Annotated in this window: 20 protein-coding genes and 2 pseudogenes; 3 read left to right on the forward strand and 19 right to left on the reverse strand. The window is 45.0% G+C overall.

Annotation, left to right across the window (positions count from 1 at the left end):
• Positions 1-62: 62 nt before the first annotated feature.
• From OW491_RS02765 to OW491_RS02810, 10 genes are all read right to left on the reverse strand, one after another.
• Positions 63-1,484, reverse strand: coding sequence for a hypothetical protein (locus OW491_RS02765; RefSeq protein ID WP_290034569.1), 1,422 nt, complete (start codon positions 1,482-1,484; stop codon positions 63-65).
• A 184-nt stretch (positions 1,485-1,668) separates the two neighbouring features.
• Positions 1,669-2,769, reverse strand: coding sequence for an acyltransferase (locus OW491_RS02770; protein ID WP_075171846.1), 1,101 nt, complete (start codon positions 2,767-2,769; stop codon positions 1,669-1,671).
• Between the two features lie 47 nt (positions 2,770-2,816).
• A complete protein-coding gene (locus OW491_RS02775) occupies positions 2,817-4,088 on the reverse strand; it encodes an aminotransferase class I/II-fold pyridoxal phosphate-dependent enzyme (protein WP_290034570.1) in 1,272 nt (423 codons plus the stop codon).
• A 227-nt stretch (positions 4,089-4,315) separates the two neighbouring features.
• A complete protein-coding gene (gene cyoE, locus OW491_RS02780; RefSeq protein WP_075171845.1) occupies positions 4,316-5,206 on the reverse strand; it encodes a heme o synthase in 891 nt (296 codons plus the stop codon).
• 58 nt (positions 5,207-5,264) lie between these two features.
• A complete protein-coding gene (gene cyoD / locus OW491_RS02785) occupies positions 5,265-5,594 on the reverse strand; it encodes a cytochrome o ubiquinol oxidase subunit IV (RefSeq protein WP_178968538.1) in 330 nt (109 codons plus the stop codon).
• Positions 5,595-6,215 carry a cytochrome o ubiquinol oxidase subunit III gene (cyoC, locus tag OW491_RS02790; RefSeq protein ID WP_178968537.1) on the reverse strand — a complete coding sequence of 207 codons (621 nt, stop codon included), beginning with the start codon at positions 6,213-6,215 and terminating at the stop codon, positions 5,595-5,597.
• Between the two features lie 2 nt (positions 6,216-6,217).
• On the reverse strand, positions 6,218-8,194 hold the full coding sequence (cyoB, locus tag OW491_RS02795) for a cytochrome o ubiquinol oxidase subunit I (protein WP_075180120.1): 1,977 nt from the start codon (positions 8,192-8,194) through the stop codon (positions 6,218-6,220).
• Positions 8,194-9,120 carry a ubiquinol oxidase subunit II gene (gene cyoA, locus OW491_RS02800; protein WP_083609937.1) on the reverse strand — a complete coding sequence of 309 codons (927 nt, stop codon included), beginning with the start codon at positions 9,118-9,120 and terminating at the stop codon, positions 8,194-8,196. The genes cyoB and cyoA overlap by 1 nt, the downstream gene beginning before the upstream one ends.
• A gap of 149 nt (positions 9,121-9,269) precedes the next feature.
• Positions 9,270-9,566, reverse strand: a complete 297-nt coding sequence (locus OW491_RS02805) for a hypothetical protein (RefSeq protein WP_075180119.1) — start codon at positions 9,564-9,566, stop codon at positions 9,270-9,272.
• Positions 9,567-9,961: 395 nt separating this feature from the next.
• Entirely contained in the window at positions 9,962-10,171 is a 210-nt protein-coding gene (locus tag OW491_RS02810) for a cold-shock protein (RefSeq protein ID WP_075171840.1), read from the reverse strand.
• Between the two features lie 320 nt (positions 10,172-10,491).
• Between OW491_RS02810 and msrB the strand changes: the two are divergent.
• Both msrB and msrA read left to right on the forward strand, forming a co-directional pair.
• Positions 10,492-10,932, forward strand: a pseudogene (msrB, locus tag OW491_RS02815) (peptide-methionine (R)-S-oxide reductase MsrB); the annotation flags it as partial.
• Positions 10,933-10,953: 21 nt separating this feature from the next.
• Positions 10,954-11,466: pseudogene (gene msrA / locus OW491_RS02820) on the forward strand (peptide-methionine (S)-S-oxide reductase MsrA); the annotation flags it as partial.
• 61 nt (positions 11,467-11,527) lie between these two features.
• On the opposite strand, the gene OW491_RS02825 reads toward msrA, so the two are convergent.
• Genes OW491_RS02825 through OW491_RS02845 form a run of 5 tightly spaced genes read right to left on the reverse strand, consistent with a single transcriptional unit; the run spans position 11,528 to position 15,885 of the window.
• Positions 11,528-11,974 carry a hypothetical protein gene (locus tag OW491_RS02825; RefSeq protein ID WP_075171838.1) on the reverse strand — a complete coding sequence of 149 codons (447 nt, stop codon included), beginning with the start codon at positions 11,972-11,974 and terminating at the stop codon, positions 11,528-11,530.
• Between the two features lie 17 nt (positions 11,975-11,991).
• Complete coding sequence (locus tag OW491_RS02830; RefSeq protein ID WP_075180116.1) at positions 11,992-12,768, reverse strand: heme ABC transporter ATP-binding protein; 777 nt, start codon at positions 12,766-12,768, stop codon at positions 11,992-11,994.
• A gap of 33 nt (positions 12,769-12,801) precedes the next feature.
• The gene (locus OW491_RS02835; protein WP_290034571.1) at positions 12,802-13,896 is read right to left on the reverse strand and encodes an iron ABC transporter permease; all 1,095 of its coding nucleotides are present in this window, start codon (positions 13,894-13,896) and stop codon (positions 12,802-12,804) included.
• Entirely contained in the window at positions 13,889-14,797 is a 909-nt protein-coding gene (locus OW491_RS02840; protein WP_290034572.1) for a hemin ABC transporter substrate-binding protein, read from the reverse strand. Before OW491_RS02840 ends, OW491_RS02835 begins: the two co-directional genes overlap by 8 nt.
• 8 nt (positions 14,798-14,805) lie before the next feature.
• Positions 14,806-15,885 (reverse strand): ChuX/HutX family heme-like substrate-binding protein, encoded by a 1,080-nt coding sequence (locus OW491_RS02845; RefSeq protein ID WP_290034573.1) that lies wholly within the window; start codon positions 15,883-15,885, stop codon positions 14,806-14,808.
• Positions 15,886-16,145: 260 nt separating this feature from the next.
• Here OW491_RS02845 and OW491_RS02850 point away from each other — a divergent pair, with 260 nt between their 5' ends.
• The gene (locus OW491_RS02850) at positions 16,146-18,335 is read left to right on the forward strand and encodes a TonB-dependent hemoglobin/transferrin/lactoferrin family receptor (protein ID WP_290034574.1); all 2,190 of its coding nucleotides are present in this window, start codon (positions 16,146-16,148) and stop codon (positions 18,333-18,335) included.
• A gap of 136 nt (positions 18,336-18,471) precedes the next feature.
• On the opposite strand, the gene OW491_RS02855 is transcribed toward OW491_RS02850, so the two are convergent.
• The 4 genes from OW491_RS02855 to OW491_RS02870 all read right to left on the reverse strand — a co-directional run bounded on the left by OW491_RS02855 (position 18,472) and on the right by OW491_RS02870 (position 24,681).
• The gene (locus OW491_RS02855) at positions 18,472-19,689 is read right to left on the reverse strand and encodes an MFS transporter (RefSeq protein ID WP_290034575.1); all 1,218 of its coding nucleotides are present in this window, start codon (positions 19,687-19,689) and stop codon (positions 18,472-18,474) included.
• Between the two features lie 174 nt (positions 19,690-19,863).
• Positions 19,864-21,471, reverse strand: a complete 1,608-nt coding sequence (locus OW491_RS02860) for an ABC-F family ATPase (RefSeq protein ID WP_075171833.1) — start codon at positions 21,469-21,471, stop codon at positions 19,864-19,866.
• 163 nt (positions 21,472-21,634) lie between these two features.
• On the reverse strand, positions 21,635-22,828 hold the full coding sequence (locus OW491_RS02865; RefSeq protein ID WP_290034576.1) for an iron-containing alcohol dehydrogenase: 1,194 nt from the start codon (positions 22,826-22,828) through the stop codon (positions 21,635-21,637).
• Positions 22,829-22,944: 116 nt separating this feature from the next.
• Positions 22,945-24,681, reverse strand: a complete 1,737-nt coding sequence (locus OW491_RS02870) for an ABC transporter substrate-binding protein (RefSeq protein WP_075171831.1) — start codon at positions 24,679-24,681, stop codon at positions 22,945-22,947.
• Positions 24,682-24,785: the final 104 nt, after the last annotated feature.

The raw sequence follows: 24,785 nt of genomic DNA on the forward strand, positions 1-24,785 counted from the left end.
GTTGTTAGCACCTAATACTCTAACTCCTTAAACTTGCTCAAATAACAAAAAAGAGCTCATCTTTATGGGGCAATGGTATAACTGCGACGTAAGTCTCCGTATGTACGGATCCAATAACCGTTGTCCTGTATTTCCTGAGGTAAGGTCTTAGCCACTGCTTTACTAGTGCGGTTGTTGGGGTAATCACCGTAGAGCAATATATAACGCCACTGACCATCCTGTAACGCATGAATATAGTAGGCCTTATCTTGCAAACTATATTTATTAATAAACTTTAAGATGCCGTCTACACTGCCCGCTTGCACCAATTGAATTGAATAGCGCATATCTGGCTGCTGATTCACCCATTCACTGCCACGCCGCTGCGCACTATCGCTCGTGACTAGATCTCTATTACCCGTTGCAGGCGATGTAAGATCGTCGACCTCTGCACTCTTAACAGACTCTACCGATGTTTGCTTCTTACTAGGCGCTTTTGGCGATGACGCCTGAGCAACCTCTACCGACTCTTTAACCGAGCTAGACTCCATTGCTTCCAATTCTTGGCTTGCAGCCTCAACCAACTGATCGGCTAGCTGACTTTCATCAACCGATTCAACACTTGTCTCATTAGGCTGTATGGCAACGACGGACTCCTCAGCTAGCGGTTCAAGCTCCTTATCGGAGCCTGATTCAGTTATTTCTACACGCTCGGCTTCTTGGGAGGTATTTCGTAGTTTTAAGGAGGGCAGGTACTCTAACAGCCCTTGCAAAACGGTGGTCTTTTGCTCTTCAGGTGGAATAATGACCACGTCTTCTTCATTAGCATGAATCACAGGGACGGCAGTTTGAGCAACAACGGCATCTGAGACTTGATTTTCTGACGAGGGTAAAGATTCTTGTTTGAGACGAATACGTGTGAGTAGCTCTTTACTCTTTTCAAACCCAGCTTCTGAACCTAACGCTGATAGCTCTTGGGCTTTTTCATAACTTTGGGGAACGCCAATACCGTAATAGTAAAGCTCTGCCAAACGATGATTTGCGTATAAATTACCGCCTTCAGCTGCCCGACTAAACAATTTAGCGCTACTGAGCGCATCGCTGTCTACTAGCAGGATACCTAAAGCCAACTCCGCATCATGATTACCTTGCGAGGCAGAGCGATTTAACCAAAGCATACCTTTTTTAAGATCTTTTTTAGTGCCCTCGCCTTCTAAAAGCATTAGACCAACTTTTAACTGCGCAGCAGAGTCATTCTGCAGGGCGGAATTACAATACCACTGATAAGCTTTCACAGGGTCCTTAGGGAAGCCATGCTGTCCGGTTTCTGCAGCCTGCCCTTTTCGAAAGCTCTCACTGGCTGAGGACTCATCAAATGGCGCCATTGCATTATTAGGTCGACAGGATAAATCTGCTTCGCCTTGGGAAACCGAGGTATAACTAAGACCCGCAAACACGAGTACAGAGCCCAACACAAAATAACGAGGCAAAAAAGTAGACCGCACGTAGCTCATTCCATGTCAAAAAAATACAGAAAAAAGTAAATCAAAGGTGAACACATAGTACCTAAGTATCTGAGTTTATAACATAAAGCCAACCTTTCAAGTAGACTTTTAAAAACAATCACTCAAAACATGCTCCCATAAAAATAGTCAATGCAAGGTATTTACACCATTACACACAAGTCCATTAGGTATTTAATGACCGAGTTCGCCCCTTCCAACTCAACAATAAATCAAAGAACCGCTTCCATGTTCGCTTACGTCGCTCTGTTAAAAAGCCCAATGCAAATACAGTGATTATTACGAGCCCTATCACTGTTAAATAAAAGCGCGATGAGTCTGGGTTCCCATTAATCACGGCGCCATAAAACTGCAAGAGCGGTTGATGCGAGAGATACAATATAAAAGTAAAGCCCGATACATAACGTATACACTGACTCACCGCTTGCGGCATATGAGGACACAGCCCAGAAAGACGGCGAAACGCAATAAAATTAATAGCAATGATGGGAACTAGCAGGTAATCACTCAAAAAATATTTGGAGAAAGTAAGCTGCTCATAGAGATAGTCCCCTCCCCATGCTTTTAATAAATCGGCCAGAGCATATTGCACTCCATACTCATGGAAACCATAAAAAGCGACAAAACTCATCAACCACAAAACACATGCTTTAAATACACTTAGGTTGTATGTTATCTGCCATTTATAAATAGCGACACCTACTAACCATAATGGAAAGAGCAATAAAATTTTTGGCCCTAGAAGAAGCGCTATACTCACGATAGCAACCCAACGTTTCCAACCTCTCATGAATATATAAGCCGCATAAATAACGTAATACCAAACCTCATAACATAATGACCAGTATGGGACGTTAGAAAAACTCATAATGGAAACGAACCAAACTTCGTTCAAAAACAAAAGGCTTGAAAAAATGCGTACATACCACAGATCATGTGTTGTTTTATCCTCATAGAACACAGGATTTATAGACTCGCCCCAGACATCCAAAAGCGGCGTCATTAACAACACTGGAATAGCTACCGAGTAAATACGAGATAACCTATTCACTGCATAACTTTTGGCATCAGCCTCTTTGACATCACTCACGTACGCAATAACAAAGCCAGAGAGCACAAAAAAGATAATAACAGCAGAATGGCCGTAACCACCCAAAGGCACTTGATCAGTAATTAATTCACGCCAGTTAGAGTGATATAACAGCACTAGCACCGCCGCCAAAAACCGAACTACATCCAAATAAAGTGAAAAGGTTTGATTTGGCATATCACCGTTCCATGATGAGTAACAAGGCTAACAGAACTTAATCAGCGTTATTTGTTTTGATACAACGAAAAAGACAACTCAATTTGATCTAACATCCACTCGATTTCTGACAAGCGTAACGACTGATGACAGGGAAACTGAATAACATGTTCGGACAACTCAACACTATTAGCGCAAACTTCAGAGGTAATTGCTGGGTCAAGCAATTCACCAAATCGCCAAATCGGTACACCCGCCATTTTCATGTGATGGAAAACCTCAGGTAGGTTTTCTACATAGAGAGGGTAAACTAAAGGAACAGTCCCTTCGGGCAGCGCTTTATAAAAAGGCCTAGCTCCGGGCAGCTTACGTAAACGGGCATCAATAATCGCATAATGACTTTGCCTTGCTGCAATTATTTGCTCAAAGTTTGCGTATTCAATAACCTTTTTAGACGCGCTCGACATCACCTTATGAATCCATTGGCTTTCTAAACCGAAGCCCCCCTCTGATGACGAAGGGGGTGCAAACTGCTGTTTACGATTTGGACTCATTAACCGTTTAGCACTCTTCCATAATACTTCTTTGCCCAATATTGCTAAATTAGCAGCGCGCCCCAAGAGACCGAAGCGTTTATAACCAATCGCTTTTTCCGTGATATTAAAAAAGCTTTGTAACTGGAATGACTTAGCATGTGGCTTCAACGAGATATTAGACAAATCTCTGCTAGCTGACGCCAACACACCGCCATCAAAGTTTGGAAAAAACTTCATGCTGCTAGCAATCGCATAATCTCCAACGGCACCTGCAGGCGAACCATTTCGACGACCAAAAAAAGCATGCGCACAATCTTCAACCAACACCAAGCCATGAAGATCGCACATCGCACGAATAGGTGCTAAATCTTGGAGTACGCCAAAATAATGTGTCACTAACACCGCTTTGGTTTTTGCTGAAAGCTTACTTTCCAAATCGGCCAGATCCACTTGAGCATCAGGCAATATCCGATAGAAAACAGGGCTCGCCTGACGCCAATGAACCGGGGAAATCATAGACTCACAATGGAAAGCTGGAACCAACACTTCGTCACCCGCAACAACTCCAGCATCTTCAAGCGCTATAGCAATGGCCGCCCGACCACTGGTCACCAGGCGCTTGTTAGGCACTGATAAAATAGAATCTACCTGCCGGGTAGCACTATCTCGACTAAAAGCCTTCTCACTTAAAATAGGAGATAACGGTATCTTGGGATAGGGGTATTGAGCAAAACCATTTCGAAGCTCAACAGACACTCCGCCATCAAGGACTGATGACTGATTTTGTTCGGACAAGGTACTCATACAATTACTTCCTTCCATGTCAGATCCAGTACTACGGTGGAAAAGCACTGACCAGCCTCCGCTGATTTTAATACATCTTACCACTGTCCATTTGAAGATTGGATAAAAAAAGCAACACGAAAAGCAGTAGAAACTGGAAGGAAAAAACATCAGGGAAGGAATCAGCTTTTGCCAACGACAAAAGCTGATCAGAAACTATCACATACTGGGCAGTTCACCCAATAGGATTACAAACCAGCAAACACTAGCCAGTCGGAAGAAACAACACGAAAGTCCAACGCCATTGTCACGCTGAGTGCCGTAATCGTAATGATAGAGAACACAAATACTTGCCGCGCCCAACCATTAATATCGATCCCTGTACGGTAGCCTCGCAAAGCCATGGCCAACCACCACAAGCTAGTAGCCAGAGCTACCACCATAAACCCGATACCAACATACCCGGTTAACGGAAGCAAAGCGGCAACAATAGCAAAGGCAGCGATGTGAAGTACGATATGACGCTTCGCTTTAGACAAGCCCTCTGCTACGGGCAACACAGGAATATTCGCCGCTTCATAGTCTTTATAGCGAAAAATGGCAATGGCATACGAATGCGGCATCTGCCAAATACAAAACATCACTAATAAGATAGCGGCCCCTGTATCAAATTGACCTGCCGCAGCACAGTACCCCACAACCGGAGGTACAGCTCCTGACAAGCTGCCAACAAACGTGCCATAGACTGACTTACGCTTGAAATATAAGGTATACAAGCCAACATAAACTACATAACCAAAAGCACCAAAAAACAGAGCCACAGGGTTAGTAAAGTAAGCTAACAAACCAAAACCAACAATGCCGAGCACAATACCGTGAGCAAATGCAGCCTTACCTGACATTTCCCCTGTTACTGTTACACGATTGCGAGTGCGCTGCATTTTTGCATCAATATCTCTATCAATGTAGTTGTTAATGGCACAGCCAGAAGCAACCACTAATGATAAACCTATCACTGTCGCCAGCATCAACATCCAATCTATCTCGCCACGGGAGGCTAAAAAGAAGCCCCCCGCAACAGAGATAAGGTTGCCCATAATGATGCCCGGCTTTGTTACCTGAAGATAACGCTTAAACATCCTTATAGACCTCCTTAGATGCGGCTTTTAACGTTCCGCAAGTTTTCACGCTGCTATCTCAGTTGTGCATCATCATCGCGTTGGAAGCATAGATAATCCAAATGGACAACCCTACAACCATCACAATAATTAATGCAGCAAACATAAAGGAATAAGCATCTAACTTACCCTGTTCAGAACCAAAATTCAGATGAAGGAAATACTTCAAGTGAACCACAATCTGAACAACAGCTAAAATCACAATCACAACAATTGTTGTTAGCTTGTCAAAGGTGCCAGTCATCACCATCCAGAATGGTATACCCGTCAAAATAACGGATAAGATAAATCCTGTGATATACGACTTAACACTACCGTGAGAGTGCGCGTCAGAAGAATGATCGCTCATTTATATCGCCCCCATCAGATAAACTACGGTGAAAACACAAATCCAAACTACGTCTAAGAAGTGCCAGAACAAGCTCAAGCAGCTAAGACGCGTAATAGAACGGTTTGTTAAACCAGTTTTTGCAACTTCGATCATCATGATAAACATCCAGATCAAACCAGCAGTAACGTGTAAGCCGTGAGTACCTACCAAGGTAAAGAAGGCTGACAAGAAGGCACTGCTGCCTGGACCGTGACCATTAACAATCAAATGATGGAATTCATAGATTTCCATCGCAATGAAGATAGCGCCCAATGCAAACGTAACTAGCAACCAAGACAAGGTGCCTTTACGGTTTTTCTTGAATGCACAAATCATTGCAAAGCCGTAAGTGATACTTGAAACAAGTAGCGCCGCCGTCTCAGCAAGAACAAAGTCCAACTCAAAGATGTCTTTACCGGAAACACCACCCGCTGTGTTCATAAAGAGCACAGCATAGGTAGCGAAAATAGATGCGAACAACAAGCAGTCCGTCATCAAATAGATCCAGAAACCAAATACAGTGTTTCCACCCGTATCGTGGTGTTCTTCATGCGCTCCAGCAGCGTGAGCGTCGTGCGTATTCATATGTGTAGTGCTCATGATTACCCCTTAGCCGCGTTGTCTAGAAACTCATTTTCAACACGAGCAACCTCGTCTGGCTGTACGTAGTAATCCACATCTTTGGTGTATGCACGCATAACGAAAGCTACAAAAGAGCCCACTAAGCCTGCGATAGCTAACCACCAAATATGCCAAATCATCGCAAAACCGAAAGCGGTAATAAAGCCACCAATCACAATGCCTGCCATAGTATTTTTAGGCATATGAATCGGTGCATATGTCGCTTTGCGCTGATACGCCTCACCTTTTTCTTTCATATCTGTAAAGGCATCAATGTCAGAAACTTTTGGAAGCTCAGCAAAGTTATAGAACTGCGGAGGAGAAGCTGTTGACCACTCTAAAGTGTGACCATTCCAAGGGTCGCCCGTTTTATCGAGGTTTTGCTCACGATCACGGAAGCTCACGTACAACTGCACAAATTGTGCAACGATGCCCACAAGGATGATGGCAGCACCACCAGCAGCGATATACAACCAAATGTTCCAATCCGGGTTATCCGTATGGTTCAGACGACGCGTCATACCCAAGAATCCGAGTACGTACAACGGCATGAACGCCATAAAGAAACCAACCAACCAGCACCAGAAAGACACTCGACCTAACTTCTCATTCAAATGGAAGCCCATAGCTTTCGGGAACCAGAACGCGAAACCAGCCAAATAGCCAAATACAGCGCCACCGATAATGGTGTTATGAAAGTGAGCAATCAAGAACAAGCTGTTATGCAGAACGTAGTCGGCGCCTGGCACTGCTAGAAGCACCCCAGTCATACCGCCCACAGTGAAAGTCACCATGAAACCAAGCGTCCACAATACGGGTACAGTGATGCGCAAACGACCACGGTACATAGTAAACAACCAGTTAAATAACTTAACGCCCGTTGGTACAGCAATGATCATTGTCATTATGCCGAAGAAAGCATTCACGTTTGCGCTGGACCCCATCGTAAAGAAGTGGTGCAACCAAACAATGAAACCAAGAACAGCGATAGAAGCCGTTGCCCATACCATGGACTTGTAACCGAACAAGCGCTTACCTGTAAAGGTAGAGATAATTTCAGAGAAAATACCAAACGCCGGTAATACAAGAATGTATACCTCAGGGTGGCCCCATGCCCAGAACAAGTTGATGTACATCATAGAGTTACCACCAGCATCATTCGTGAAGAAGTGGAAATCTAGATAACGATCAAGCGTCAGCATAGCCAACACAGCGGTTAGAATAGGGAAAGAAGCTGCGATCAAAATATTGGCCCACGTACAGGTCCACGTAAAGATCGGCATATCCATTAGCTTCATACCAGGAGCACGCATTTTAAAAACAGTTACCAAGAAGTTAACTGCCGTTAATGTTGTCCCTATACCCGATATCTGAAGCGCCCAGATGTAGTAGTCGACACCAACTCCGGGACTAAACTCCAACCCGGCCAGAGGCGGATAAGCAACCCAGCCTGTTTTAGCAAACTCACCCAAACCGAGTGAAATATTAACCAAAACCGCACCCGAAACCGCAAGCCAAAAACTCAGGTTATTCAAGAACGGGAAAGCAACATCACGAGCACCAATCTGCAATGGCAGCACGATGTTCATAAGACCAATCATGAATGGCATTGCCATAAAGATGATCATAATGACGCCGTGAGCAGTAAAGATCTGGTCATAGTGATGTGGCGGCAAGTAGCCTGGGTCGCCATTGGTTGCTAGCGCCAATTGCGTACGCATCATAATCGCATCTGCGAAGCCGCGAATCAGCATGACAAAAGCAAGCACGATATACATGATACCCAAGCGCTTATGGTCAACAGACGTTAACCAATCGCGCCATAGAACGCCGAGCAAGTTGTTACGAATAACTAGGTACGCGATCACAATACCAACAATACCCACTACAATCAGTGTAGTGATTACAATTGGATCGTGTGGAATCGCATCCATAGAGATTTTGCCTAGAAAAGACATTATTTATCAGCCTCCGTATGCGCTTCTTGAGTGTTATGCGTACCATGACTCACACCTTCAGAGTCATTGAACAGCTCAATCTGACCGTGATCTTTCATGAACTTCATAACGTTGTCGTTGAAAATACCCGGCTTAACTGTGCCGAAATACTCAACAGGGTGATATTCAGTTGGCTTAGCCAGTTCGTCATAGCTTTCTTGCGTTAACGACTTACCAGATGCCCTAACTTTCTCAACCCAAGCATCGAAGTCCGCTTCAGTTGGTGTAGCAATGGCATCAAACTTCATACCAGTAAAGCCAGCACCACTGTAGTTGGCAGAAATTCCGTCAAACGTGCCCGGCTCGTTAGCAATCAAGTGCAACTTGGTCACCATGCCAGCCATTGAGTAAATTTGACTACCCAACTGAGGAATGAAGAACGAGTTCATCGTGCCTTCAGAAGAAATCTTGAACTCAACCGGAACGTTAGCTGGGAAAGCCAACTCATTCACTGTCGCAATGCCCTGCTCTGGATAAATGAACAACCATTTCCAGTTCATAGACAGCACTTCTACTGTGATGTGATCTTTTTCATGATCTAGCGGCTTGTAGGGGTCTAACGCATGCGTTGACTTCCATGTAATAACACCAAGAATGATGACAATTACAATAGGAACACCCCAACAAACAGCCTCGATCTTAGTAGAGTGAGACCATTTTGGTTCATAGATTTCATCACGCCCTTCGCGGTATTTCCAAGCGAAATACAACGTCAAAACGATCACAGGAATAACAACAAGCAACATAAGAAGCGTAGCAACAATAATTAATTGCTTCTCTTCTATGCCCACTTGTCCTTTAGGATCAAGAACACCACCCTGACACCCAGCAAGTAGACTTACTGTTATGATGGCCAAAGTAATTTTACTTAGGATACGAGTTAACAAAGATTCATCCTCTAACCCTGAGGTTTACATCACTACCAGTTCATAAAGAACAGTAGCCCGAATACCGGAAGACCGGCAGATTTTGACACACACACACTCATCACTTCACACAGCACTAGAAAGAGCCGTGATTAAGCAAATCGTCCGTGTTATGCCGAAATAGGGGGAGCGCGACATCCGTGAGCAGCCTGAACTACATCTTTAACTTCAGGCACAGTGGCTGCTGGAAGCAGCTCAACGAAAGACACGAGAAAATAAGGGTTAGGCTCGTCGTCAGGTAGTACAAACCAACGACGAAGCAAAAAGATATTGAGAAGAAACGCGGATAAGCACAAGGCGTAGAACGAAACCTCATCACTTAAGAGTAAAACCAAACCTGTAGGCTCGTACAAAACACCACACAGGTATAGCATGTAATATGCAGCTAGCAATAACAGTGTAAACATACAGACATAACGCATCCTTGTTACCAATGACTTGGATAACATCCTTTCAAATAACTGTTCTTTGCAGGGCAATGTTTCTGAAAGTAGTTTCAATTGCGTGTCCGGTCGTTAGATAAATTGGTCAATATCTATCCAAAAAGTACTGATCTAAATCAAGCAGAGTACATTTTGGCTAATTTTACTACAGAATTGGCATGACGCAAGCTTACTGGGTTTAAAAGCGACAATGAAAGCCAAAACTGCACCCTTTGCATGCAATTATTTAAGATGGTTACTCGATTTTCACCCCTTGCTCGGAATTATTTTTAAAAAGGCAAAAAAAAAGCAAATCCGAAGATTTGCTTTCTATGCTTTAAGCAGCGTCTACAAAGCAGACCTGCTAATCATATCACTAATTATAGTGCTACGATGTTCTCAGCTTGTGGGCCTTTTTGACCAGTAGTAACAGTGAACTGTACTTTTTGGCCTTCAGCAAGAGTTTTGAAACCGTTGCTTACGATAGCGCTGAAGTGAGCGAAAACGTCTGGACCAGATTCTTGCTCGATAAAGCCAAAACCTTTAGATTCGTTGAACCACTTAACAGTGCCAGTAACAGTATTAGACATTTTAAAATCCTGATAAAAAATAATTTATGGGCGCCCCCTATGAGGCGGGTCAGCCAAAAAAATATAGACTAAGACTTAGAAACTACAGGACGTGGAACCAAAAGAATCGACGTAATGGAGATTTTAAACTACAGGCTTACTTTCTAGCTGCGATCATTCTATCCTACACACAGACGATGTCAACTAATAATTTTCTACATAGACATCCTTGTTAAGTGATTGTTAAAAAAAAGGCTTTCATTAAACACGGAACATCCCTTCCCCCCCTCTTGTCGTATAGATACTATATAATAGAGAATGTATTGAGGAACTAAAACGTCATGTTGACATGGTTAGATATCAAACGCTTTACAAAACAAGGCAACCCGACTGCTGATCGCTGCGTAACTAAAACCGATGAGCAGTGGCAAGCAGAGTTATCGCCAGAAGCCTACCGAGTCACCCGACAACAAGGCACTGAAGCCGCTTTTAGTTCCGGTATGTGCAACCTATTTGAACCGGGGCTTTACGCCTGCATTTGCTGTGACACTTTACTGTTTGACTCCAATGAGAAGTTCGACTCAGGCACCGGATGGCCTTCTTTTGTACAACCCTATACACCTAATGCCGTCGCTTATCACGGTGACAACTCATTTGGCATGCAGCGCGTTGAAACCACTTGTAATACCTGCGGTGCACATTTAGGCCACGTTTTCCCTGATGGCCCAGCTCCAAGCGGCCTGCGCTACTGTATAAATGCTGTCGCTTTGAAAAAAGTAGAAGCCACAACAGAGAAAGCCACATTCGGCGGAGGCTGCTTCTGGTGTACTGAAGCCATGTTTCAAAACTTAGCTGGCGTTATCAGCATAAAAAGCGGTTATAGCGGCGGACAAGTTAAAAACCCAACTTACCGTGAAGTCTGCAGTGGTTTAACAGGCCATGCCGAAGTGATACAAGTGGAGTTTGATAACACGATTATTTCATACTCAGACTTACTTAAGCTTCACCTGAGCAGCCATGACCCCACGACCCTCAACCAACAAGGCGCGGATAAAGGCACTCAGTACCGCAGCATCATACTTACTCACAACGACGAGCAAGAAAAATCAGCTACGCAGGTTGTCGCCCAAATGCAGCCCCTATTTGGCAACAATATTGTTACCGAAATAGCACCATTTGAAGCGTTCTACACAGCTGAAGAAGAGCACCAAAACTATTACCTCAACAATAGTGATGCAGGCTACTGTCAAGTTGTCATTGAGCCCAAGGTTGTTAAGTTCAAAGCCGCTCATCAAGATAAACTGCAAAAGAAATAATTCTAAATGCGCCCATCGGGGCGCAGCACTGCCTCTTCACCCCGCCGCTCAATAGCAACGGCTAGTGCAGCGAATCACTGATATATTCTCGCTGATATAAGTGCATGTTTAAGTGCGATTTAACAAAGTCGTTGTGAGCTGACTCGTCACATAATGTCTTAAAATACTTAGAATCACTCAGTGTGGCGGGCTTTTCTTCTAGCAATAATTCTTGTGTGTATAAAATGACTTGATCCGACTCTTCTTCACGATCCATGTGATGCAAAATGTTAGAAGCGTAAATGGCGGATAGGCTCATTAAGTTCAATATTAAGGGGGCATCAGGGTTACGTTTAATTAGCATTGTAGCCAGATCAAACGCACCTCCAACAAAAGGGAGCGCGTTTTTCCACTCCTTATTTTGATAAGGCGTTTCAGAGCCTTGCATCCAATGAAACCAATAGTTAATCAAATCCTGATCACCCAAGTTTTCATACTTCTTTCGATGTTGCTGACAGATAAAAGCCATAACATTCTCCCTGTCGGCTAACTGGCTATAACCAGCGGCCTTGCTTGCGTTGGGTGCGGAATAACATCCACCACCGTGTTATAAATCCTGCTCAATAATGCTGGTTGCAATACCTCTTGTGGCCGCCCTTTTGCCTGTACGCTAGCTTGATCCATAAAGACCAATTCATCGGCATAGCTGGCCGCCAAATTCAGGTCATGCAATACCGCTAGCACCCCCACCCCTTGACGAGTCAGCTCTTTAACTTGACGAAGAACCTGGTGCTGATGGCACAGATCTAACGCGGAAGTAGGCTCATCCAACAAAAAGTAGCGAGGGCCTAGCCCCGTGTCTTCCCACACTTGCGCTAATACACGCGCCAAGTGCACACGCTGCTTCTCACCACCGGATAAAGAGGGATAGGCTTGATTAGTCAAATGCGTTAAATCAACACGCTCTAACACGTCGGATACAACCGCCATATTATGCGGCGTACTCGTCAAATGAGGTAAGCGTCCCATCAGCACGACTTCTTCAACGGAAAACGGAAAGTTAAGAGAAGATTGCTGTGGTAGCACACCCAAAACACGGGCACGCTGGGCGCTATTCCAATGATGATACCGTTCTCGGTTTAGTGACAGCTCGCCAGAGAAGCCAGTATATTCACCTGCCAGTACCTTGAGCAGAGTCGACTTCCCTGCCCCGTTAGGCCCCATTAGCGCTATCATTTTTCCGGGCTGCACATCAATCGACACATCAGACAGTAAACGTTTAGTACCCACCATGAGATTGACACGAGTAGCCGACAGTTTCATAAAGCATTCCTTATCCGGCCGCGGCCAGATCTGTTATAGCGCGCCATATTGGCCTCGATACATAATCAAACCAATAAAGAAAGGCCCACCAATAATGGCTGTAACCAAACCGATAGGGATTTCAGCTGGGGCTAAAAATGTACGCGCGATCATATCCGCGACCAAAAGAAATAGCGCTCCAGCTAGTGCACTGGCGGGCAGTAAATAACGATGGTCAGGCCCCAATGTCATGCGCACTAAGTGTGGAATCACAAGACCTACAAATCCGATCATGCCAGATACCGCGACTGCCACTCCAACGGCCATCGCGCTGAGTGAAATCAAATGAAAGCGGACAGACTGAACATCAACCCCCAAATGGCCAGCCTCAGCCTCACCTAATAACATAGCGTTTAAACGCGAGGAGTAGCGCATCATCAACAGACAAGCAGGTACTATTAAACTAGCAGCAGCCATGACTACACCCCACGTTGATCCACCTAAGCTTCCCATTTGCCAGAAAGTGAGCGTACGTAATTGAGTATCATCAGCAAAATAAGTAATAACCCCAACACCCGACATTGTAATAATACCAATCGCAATCCCCGCTAGAAGCAAGGTTGATATAGACATACCCAATGACGAAGTGGCTATACGTGCTACTAACAAGGTCACAACTAAACTACCGATAAATGCAGCAAACAATAACGCATAGCTTTGTAACCAAGGGGGTAAATAAGCGATAAAAGACTGGCCAAAAACAACGACAGCGACCGCAGCTAATGCTGCGCCACCTGAAACTCCAATCAATGCAGGGTCGGCCAATGGATTACGAAAGACACCTTGTATAGTGGCGCCACTGACGGCAAGAGCTGAACCCACTAACAGCCCTAACACCGCCCGCGGCAAACGAATAGATTCGATAACTTGAGCCGTGGTTAACGACGGTGTGTTATCGAACCCTAAATATGAAAGCAACAAGGACACAACATCAGCAAAAGGAATAGAAAGGGCACCCGTCGCCAAGGACATAACAAATGCAAAGACTAAACCAATGGCTAAAACTATAATCCAGCACTGACTCTTCCAAGCACGTCCCTTAGCCAACGAAACACCGGTAGAGATTGATGCCTTCTGATAGCTAGTCATCTGCCAGCCCACTCTTTGCGGACACTAAAGCCTGACCGGAATACAACGCCTTATTCAACGTATCTATAGCTAAGCCAGTTCTCGGACCTAACCCCAGCAGCATCATGCCATCCATTGCAATTAAGCGCTGATCGCTAGCCGCTGGTGTTTGATTAAAACCCGGCTTTAAAAATAAAGTATCTGACGTAATCTGAGGGTTGCGACCTTCCATCATCAACACCACATCTGGCGCCATCTCGACTAAAGCTTCAGCAGAAATAGGTTTAAACCCGTCAAAGCCGGACGCTGCATTTACCCCTCCTGCTAGGTTAATCATTAAATGAGCAACCGTTTCGGAGCCTGCCACCATAGGGCTACGATCACTAAAACTCAGAACAAATAATACTTTAGCCGGCTTTTCCGGCAGAGGGCGGTTCATTGCCGATTCTATTTGCGTTAAAACTTGGGCCCACAGCGCTTTACCTTGATCTGGAATACCAAGCTGCTCAGAAACACCCAAGATTTTTTCTTTTACACTGGCCAGTTCAGGAGCAGCGCTGTAGTTTTGCAGCTTAATACCGGCTTGTTTCAACTGATCAATAACAATCGCTGGCCCGCTATCATCAGTCGTCAAGACCATGTCCGGCATTAAAGACATAACCCCTTCCACAGACAAAGCTCGTTTATAGCCAATTTGAGGAAGCGCTTTAGCTTCGCGCGGATAAGTAGATGTGGTATCGACCCCGACCAAGTGTGACCCATAGCCCAGAGCATAAACAATTTCAGTCAACGATCCATCTGTTGAAACTAAGCGCTGCGGTACTTCAGGCTCACTTGATTGAAGGCCTGAATCATCCGCCAAAACGGACGTTCCAATCAGGTGAAAACACACAAGAAAAGTGGCTAAATATCGATTAAGCATACAAACCATTACATGCCACCGTTACTTAATGCACTTTCAGCAAGCCGACGCCATTGCGGATTTTCAGCCATACCTTCTTGGCGCACTCCAAAAAACTGAACAAGCAATATCCCCGCTTTGTCATAAAACTCCAGCGAGGTCACCACTCCATCGCGCGTCGGTTTACGCACCAACCACCCCGAAACAAGCTCGGTTGTTAACAAGTGCAAATTGAACTCCCTATCCAATACATTAAGCCACAGGCCTATTCGCTTAATATTGTTCACAACACCGCTGTGGATTTGAATATTTCCATCGTTACCCACAAAACACATAATAGGGGTTTGTTGTGTAGCCGCTTGCACAAGTACTTTTTCTAAAGACTCAGGTTTGAAAGGAACCGCATACAACTCACCCACTAGCCGCAGTGACTGCTCTCGCGCTACTTCATGCTTGCGCAGCAATCGCATAAACTGATGCACATCTGTTAATGCACTCCAATCTTCCTGCAGCTGACCAACATCAACTTGATCATCAGGTGTAGAAGGCTCAGCTGGCAACTTACACGCGAACGCGATAGGTGTATTTTGTTGCTCTGATTTAAAGCCCTGGATGATATCGAAATAAGCTTGGGTATTACTTTCTGGTTGCAGGTAGATCTTTTGAATAGCCTCGCCATAACGATCAAAAAACTGAAGGCTATAGCGATAAACACCTTTCACTAATTCACAAACGGCATAACCACAATGCCATTGCGATAAAATGATACGCAAATCAATTTTGCGATCATTACTGATGACCAGCCCCATCGACCCTTTAATGGAAACGTTATCGTATATACCTTTACGCTCATGTACCGCGCCGCTATTGCGGGTTAATGACATGATGTAGCCCAGCTCAGGCAACGTATAAATCAAATCGGAGAACGCTTGATTCAAGCGTATACGGCCAACGCCACATGAGTGCTCTATTAACTCTGCTTCTGACACCGATAACCGTTCAGCGATGTCACGTCTTCGCAAACCGGGCTCTGATTGCACAAGCGCTTTATAGGATTCACTGATTACTGAGCTGATTTCAGTCTCAGCCTGAAAGATAGCAACTGGCATACCCATGACTCACCCTCTCCAAATACGATGCAAAAGTGGCATTCAATCTAACAACGAGATGTTCACATTAAGCAAAACCACTAATTAATGAGAACTATACTCATTTGCATTATCATTGCAATATTATTTCACCGTAAACCATGCCTCTTTTACATCGCTAACTCCTGATGCAAAGCCACTCATAAAATAAATAATCAAATAATTTATTGATAATGATATTGATTCGTATTTAGAATAACACCGCATTCACTAGGAGCTGTATGATGATTGTTGCGAAACCTTTACCACCCTATTCACTATGGGTTGCTACGCTGACGGCAGGTATCTTCTGCCTACCCAGCTATGCAGCAGAAAACGAGACACCCAAAGCTAATGCCACATTCCTCGATCAATTAATAATTAATGCAAGTCCTGTTAGCCAAACGAACCAACAGAGCGACAGTGCCATTACCAGCTTGTCCTATGACCAATTAGCAACAGAAAACGCGACTTCTGTCAGCGATATCTTTCGATACACCCCTTCAGTCTCGGTTAGCGGAGGCGCACAAGGTGATGGCTTAATTACTATACGAGGCATAAGTGGCAACCGAGTCTTGATTGCCGTAGACGGGGTAAAACAAGCCAAGAACCTATCTTGGAGTTCGCTGAATTCCAGCCGTAACCTCATCGACATCAACGCGCTTAAACAAGTTGAGGTTATCTCTGGCCCCGCATCAGCTTCATTTGGTAGCGATGCGCTGGGCGGTTTGGTGTACTACACAACAAAAGATCCAAGCGATTTTTTAGATAATCCAAGTAATACCGCAAATCAAAGCACTGCGGGTCAGTACCGTGTTATCTATAACGGGGCAAACAAAGGTCTGAGCAACTCAATAAGTTTAGCGGGCAGAAACGACAGCATTGAAGGCATGCTGATTTATACATACGAAGACGCCAGCGAAAAACAAACACCAGTTGACGATTCTGCTCAAGGTAGTGCACGCCGATCTACAGACCCCAAAGACACCCAAAACGAAAGTGTACTCGCTAAACTGAAATATCAACTGGATGAGCATCAAGCTGTAAAGATATCAGCGGAGCACTTAAGCTCAGATGATGATACCCAAGTACTTAGCTCAAACAGCCAAGATGAACAATTTTTAGATATTGAGCGCCGCCAGCGTTTATCTGCCGAGTATACCAATGATAAAGCCACTCGCTTCTATGATGAGCTGACCGTGACGGTTGATTGGCAGAAAACAACAAACGACCAAACACAGAAATTTTACAATGCCAGCGCACCGTATTTTGGCGACTACGTTTACGATGCGGATTATGACGAAACAACACGAGACTTAAAGCTAAGCCTGCAAAAAGATCTCGATTTTTCAACCACTGCGCACCAAGTCAGCTACGGCCTAAGTTACGAGCAAACCTTATTTGAGCAACAGCGTACAAGCAGCTTGTCAGGCACTAACCGCTCCATGCCCCGAGCAGAAAGTAAACTCGTTGGGATATGGGCTCAGGATTTAATTGAGTGGTATGACTCAGGCCTTAGAGTTACGCCGGGTATTCGTTATGATGCCTACACTGTCGACGCACAACCTGATGCAGCCTATCTGGCAAGCAACCCAATAGAGTTAGATCCTGGTACAAATACCGACCAAAAAATCAGTCTAAAACTCGGGGTTAACTACCCGATAACTGACGCTGTTACAGTGTTTGGGCAGTTTGCCCAAGGCTTTAAAACACCAGACATGGACCAACTGTTTGCCAATTACGGACGAACAGGAGCCTATCAATTTATTGCCAACTCAAATTTAAAACCGGAAAGCAGCAACAGTCTCGAATTTGGTTTCCGTTATAACCATGCAGGCATTTCTGGCGAAGTAGTCGCCTTCTACAATGACTACAAAAACTTCATCGACGAAACAATTGACTACAGCAACCCCAGTTATCCTTACGGTATTTACCAACAAACCAACTTAAAAGGTGCGGTCATCAAAGGGGTTGAATTTAAAACTCAATGGGATCTGGGCATGACACAGCAAGCTTTGCGCGGCCTATCCCTAAATGCATCACTAGCTTATGCAACGGGCACTTACGATGAATCAGGAGAAAGCCAACCAATCGATTCCGTATCACCGTTAAGCGGCGTACTTGGCTTACATTATGATCACCCAAATCAACAATGGGGAAGCTCCGTAATTGTAACAGCGGCTAAAGGAAAATCTGCAAACGATGTCAGCGACTCTGCGACATTTAGGCCAGCGGGATATGGCGTGATTGATCTTGCAGGCTATTACCAATGGACGCCATCGTTACGGATAGATGCGGGAGTTTACAACCTCAGCGACAAAACTTACTGGCAGTGGGACACCGCTCGCGATCATACACAAAGCACAAGCGGCCTAGAGCGATTTGCCGAGTCAGGACGGCATCTGAGACTTGGGCTTACCTATAACTTTTAACCTAAGGAGGATTAGCACACACATTAAATTTCCCCTCGCTAGCGACCTAAGTGCGCGTAAGGGTTGATCTGTATGCTCCCCCGCTATGGATCAATCATTACAACCATCTAGGCCGCTAGCTCCCCAAGGAAAGCCTTTATTTTGCGCCACCAGCCAGCTTCACTGCATCTGGATGCGCCCTAAGCAACGACATAGCAATAATTCCCACTACCGGGCCTGGAACCAACAATAAAAACGCCCACTGCCATCCACCTATCCATTCAACAAAAATAGGAATCCAAGAAATAGCTAACACCGTTAGTGCAAAGCCTATTCCTAATTGAAGGGCCAAAGCAGTGCCGACAAAGTGATGATCTGCTAGCTCAGTAACCGCCGCCGAAAATTGAGCACTATCACCTATAATGGTGACTCCCCACATAATGGCGATGACAGCTAAAAGCCAAGCCGGACCATCAAAGAAAAAACCAATAGCGAATGCGCACACCCCTGAAGCAAACATCATCCCGATCGTAGTTAAACAACGACCAAATTTATCCGATAGCACGCCTCCCAATACACAGCCAATGCTGCCTGCCGCGACAATCACAAAACAAAACATGGAGGTAGACCCAAAAGGCACAACAGTTAGCTGAGAGGCAGCTGCATTAGTAAAGGCCAAAATCCATGCCCACATAGCATACAATTCCCACATATGACCAAAATAACCAAGGTTGACCAGCAACAGGGGCTTTGACGTAAACACCTGTAAACACTGCCGCGGATTAAATACCGCACGGCCAAAAGCATTAGGCCCTTCTTTGACCACAGTTATGAACAGCAGCGTTCCTACAAGCGTTGCCACAGATGACCCTGCCACAACCCAATGCCACTCAATATCATCAATTAGCGCCCTAAATAAATGAGGCGCAGATGAGCCAATGGTTAAAGCACCAATGAGAAACCCCAAAGCTAACCCTCGCCCTTTTGTAAACCATGTGGACATAATCTTTAATGCCGCAGGGTACACCCCAGCCAAAAAAACGCCCGTCAGAAAACGCAAACCTACCGCTAACTCTATTGAAGGCTCTAATAGCAACAAGCCGTTCGCAACCGCTGCTCCTAATGCGGATAAAGCCATCAGCTTTGGTAAACGGATAATATCGGGCAGGTTAACCAAGGATGACGCGATCGCTCCTACAACAAACCCTATTTGCACACCGTTCGTTAACCACGCCGCTTGCCCAGCCGATAACTCCCACGCTTTGATAAGCTCCGGAACAACGGCTGTAGCCGAGAACCATGTTGTGAGTACACATACAACACCGATACAAATAACAAATAAGGCAGACCAGCGATTCATATTTTGTAATGCCATTACATCAAGCTCTGTTTATTTTTGATAATCAACCTAACACCATTTCCCCGGGTACAACACCCTTCTAAAGCGTTAGTTTTACGCAATACATTGATGCTATTTAACAACTGAGCATCCACAAAAAAGCCCACTATTTGTGGGCTTTTTTTAAAGAGAACCTGAATGGTTTCAGGTTTATTTATTACCAGCTTGCTGTGCTAATTGATGCGCCAAAAACTCTTCATACGTTCCTTGGAAATCATTTAGCTTTTGGTCTTTAATCTCAATAACACGCGTTGCCAATGACGATACAAATTCACGGTCATGGCTTACAAAAATGAGCGTGCCAGGGTAATTTTCCAATGCAAGGTTCAATGCTTCAATCGCTTCCATATCCAAATGGTTAGTCGGCTCATCCATCACCAGAACGTTAGGATCAGACATCATCAACTTACCAAATAATAAGCGGTTCTTTTCACCACCGGAGCAAACTTTCACCTTCTTGTTGAAATCATCAGCAGAAAATAAAAGCCGACCCAATGTTGCACGCACAATCTGGTCATCGTGGTTTGGCTTGCGCCATAGACTCATCCAATCAAACAAAGTCAGATCGCAGTCAAAATCTTCTGTGCTATCTTGAGGACAATACCCAATAGTTGCATTTTCAGCCCATTTTATATCCCCTTGCTGAGCTTCTAACTCACCGATCAAACAACGCAATAAGGTAGTTTTACCTGCACCGTTCTCACCAATAATGGCCAAACGAGAACCCGCCTCCAGCAGCAACTCGCCTCCCTTAAATAACAAGCCTTCCTCGTAACCGTGGCCTACATTTTCTAATGTTAACGCTTGACGAAAAAGCTTCTTATCTTGGTTAAAACGAATGTACGGGTTTACACGGCTAGATGGCTTTACTTCATCCAGCTTAATTTTTTCTAGCTGCTTAGCTCGAGATGTCGCCTGTTTCGCCTTAGAAGCGTTTGCAGAGAAACGACTAACAAACTGTTGTAAATCAGCAATTTGTGCACTTTTTTTCGCATTTTCTGAATGTAAACGCTCACGTGCCTGTGTCGATGCCATCATAAAGTCATCATAGGTACCGGGGTAAACACGTAGCTCACCATAGTCGATATCCGCCATGTGAGTACAAACAGCATTCAAAAAGTGACGGTCATGTGAAATGATAACCATGGTACTTTTACGCTCGTTGAGAACACCTTCCAGCCAACGAATCGTATTAATGTCCAAGTTGTTGGTCGGCTCGTCAAGCAACAAAATATCAGGATCAGAAAATAGAGCCTGCGCCAATAAGACACGTAACTTCCAACCCGGAGCGACCTCGCTCATCGGCCCAAAGTGCAAGTCTTGCTCGATACCCGCACCTATTAAAATCTCTTGAGCGCGGCTCTCTGCGCTGTAACCATCCATTTCAGCAAACAGCACTTCAAGTTCAGCGACTTTCATGCCGTCATCTTCTGACATATCTGGTAAGGAATAAATACGATCGCGCTCTTGCTTTACTTCCCAAAGCTCTTTATGGCCCATAATCACCGTATCAACCACGCTGTATTCTTCAAACGCGAACTGATCTTGATGCAATTTACCTAGGCGCTCGTTAGGAGTTAACGACACATTTCCAGAGGTGGGAGTTAACGAACCATCCAAAATCTTCATAAAGGTGGACTTGCCGCACCCATTCGCACCAATCAAACCATAACGGTTACCGTTACCAAATTTGACGGAAATATTTTCGAACAATGGCTTAGCGCCAAATTGCATGGTGATGTTAGCGGTAGAAATCACAATTTAGGTCCTGGAGTTTCGTTGACGAGGCAATTCAATACGAGAAAAAGCGGATGCGTACTATATAGCATTTGCACCCGTATTCATAAGGCTATCTACTCAACTCATACGGCAATCCTGTTTACCCAAACAGGTTATTAGACCTAAATGACTATCTTGTTACTTAAATGCAAGCGAGGAGAATTGCTTCAAGCTCATCAGGCGATAATTTTATCGGGTTTGTTTTCATACTATTACCCCCAGAAGCCGCCACGATAGAGGCAAAATCCTGCTCAGTAATGCCGAAGGATGATAACGAAGGCAACTGTGCCTCACATTGCCATTGGTGCATCAAGGCTACCAACTCATGTGTGCCACCACAGCCTAGCAACTCTGCTACCTTGTGATACCGACACAGCGCTACATTATCTAAATCTCTCGCTTGCATCGCCGCTACATTAACCGCAGTCGTGTCAGCCAGCAAAATACCGCAAGCTTCTCCGTGAGGTATAGAAAAATAAGCACCCAAGGGCGAAGCTATACCATGAACAGCTCCTAAACCCGTTTGCGCCAAACACAACCCCGATATCATCGCCGCATATGCGATACCAGCGTAATCGTTAACGGGTTGGACCTGGCCGGGATCAAAGGCAGCAACAAAATGTGTTAAACCGCTTTCGACTAACGCCAATGTCATTGGATTAGCCTTAGGCGATGTGTAGGATTCAATCAATTGGGTTAGCGCATCCATCGCATTAGCCACCATTACGGACCGCGGGCATGAATGAAGCAGCTCAGGATCAACAATAGCAACTTTAGCCAGTAATTGATCATCACGGAAAGATTTTTTAAAGCCTCCAGCTCCATGCTGGGTGATGACCGCATTTTTTGTTAACTCACTCCCTGTTCCTGCGGTAGTTGGAACCGCAATAAAAGGTAAAGACGGCCCAGTATAAGCGCGTTCCACCCCTACACCTTCCAAAAAATCCCGAACAGCAAATGGTTCAGGTAGCCCCAGCAAACCTGCGATGGCTTTAGCGGCATCCAATGCACTCCCTCCGCCTAAACCCACGACCACATCTACTTGTCCAGAAAACTGCGTTACGGCTTGATCAACCTGATCTGGCGTTGGCTCACCAGCAATAGCATAGGTCTCATAGGTTATACCGGCATGTGTTAACTCTTCGATCAAGGTCGACCATTGTCGAGTTTTCCGAAAAGAAGAAGCCCCTGTGACTAATAACGGCCTTTTCCCCCAACGGATGATGTGAGAAACCAACTGAGAAAACACCCCATTACCAAAGCAGATTTGTGGCAATTGGGTCATATTAAAAGGTGAAATTAATGATTGATTGTACGACTGTGCTAAGGTTTTCATACGGAGTATCTCAACCCAAAAACAAGATAAAAAAACAACAGGCCTTTAATGCAAAAAGACCCCTAACGCTTACGCGAAGGGGCCAAAAGCAACATGCTACAACGTCTTCCTTGCTGTTACTGCTGCCAGCTTTTCAGTAACTCTTCGTAAGCCACGGTTTTACCTTGCGGCTTTTCATTAGCTAGCTTAGGTTTAGGTGCTCCTGGCTGATCAAACCAGTACTGCGCATCGCGCTCTGGATTTAACTTAGGACCGCACTCACCTTGAACATTAGCGCGCTCTAAACGCTGCATCACTTTATCCTGAGCACCCGCTAAACCATCCAATGCTTCTTGGGCTGTTTTTTCACCTGAAGCCGCTTCAGAAACGTATTTCCACCACAGCTGAGCTAGCTTAGGATAGTCAGGTACGTTAGTGCCTGTCGGACTCCACTGCGTACGCGCTGGACTGCGATAGAACTCAACCAAACCACCCAACATAGGAGCCGCTTTAGTCATAGCTTCTGATTGAATGTCAGATTCACGAATAGGCGTTAAACCGACAAGTGTCTTCTTCAATGAAACCGTTTTAGCGACTGTAAACTGAGCATAAAGCCATGCAGCCAAGCGTTGTTTCTCTGGCGTAGAAGTCATAAACGTCCAAGCGCCCGTATCCTGATAGCCCAGCTTCATACCTTCTTGCCAATAAGGTCCTTTAGGTGAAGGAGCCATGCGCCATTTTGGTGTGCCATCTTCATTAACAACCGGCAACCCTTTTGTGGTCATGCTAGCCGTAAAGGCGGTGTACCAGAAAATTTGCTGTGCAATAGCGCCTTGTGCTGGCACAGGGCCTGCTTCAGAGAACGTCATACCTTGCGCTTCTGGTGGCGCGTAATCACGCATCCAATCCACATATTTTTCAGTAGCATAAACCGCTGCTGGGCCGTTAGTTGCTCCGCCGCGTGTTACGCTTGAGCCTACAGGGCGACAACCTTCAACTCGGATACCCCACTCATCGACTGGCAAGCCGTTTGGAATCCCTTTGTCACCTGCCCCTGCCATAGAGAACCATGCATCAGTAAAACGCCAGCCCAATGATGGATCTTTCTTACCATAATCCATGTGGCCGTAGACGGTTTCACCATCAATCGTTTTTACATGCTTAGAAAAGAATTCTGCGATGTCTTCATAAGCAGACCAGTTAACGGGTACACCCAAATCATAGCCGTAAATTTCTTTAAATTGCTTTTTAAGATCGTCACGTGCGAACCAGTCAGCACGGAACCAATATAGGTTAGCAAACTGCTGCGTTGGTAATTGATAGACTTTACCGTCGGGCCCAGTGGTGAAGCTCAGACCTATAAAGTCTTCAAGATCTAAAGTTGGCAAGGTGTAATCTTTGCCATCGCCTTCGATCATGTCCGAAATAGGCACAACTTTGCCGTAACGGAAATGTGTACCGATCAAGTCTGAGTCATTGATATACGCATCATAAATATTACGACCCGACTGCATTTGCGTTTGCAACTTTTCGACCACATCGCCTTCTTGGATCAAGTCATGATTGACCTTAATCCCTGTGATCTCTTCAAATGCTTTGGCAAGCACTTTGGCTTCGTACTCATGTGTAGCTATGGTTTCGGATGCAACATTAATGGTCATGCCGCGGAACGGCTTGGCCGCTTCAGTAAACCACTTCATTTCCTCTAGCTGAGCTGCTTTATCCAGCGTCGATTCAGCAAACTCATCAGCGACCCATTTGTTAGCCGCATCTAGGTATTGATCAGCATACGCTTGGATGCTCATCCCTAATCCCGCTGCAGCAACGGCAACGCTCATCAGTAACACTTTTGGTAATTTATTATTTTTTTTCATCTTAACCTCTCGGAAGTGAGTGATGTTTAAAAGTAGAGCTTCTCCACAAACCCTACTTTTATTCGTTTTCAACTTTCATTCATTCAATGAGCGCATCGGTGAAA

Source organism: Neptunomonas sp. CHC150 (genome assembly GCF_030397555.1).
Lineage (GTDB): Bacteria > Pseudomonadota > Gammaproteobacteria > Pseudomonadales > Balneatricaceae > Neptunomonas > Neptunomonas phycophila.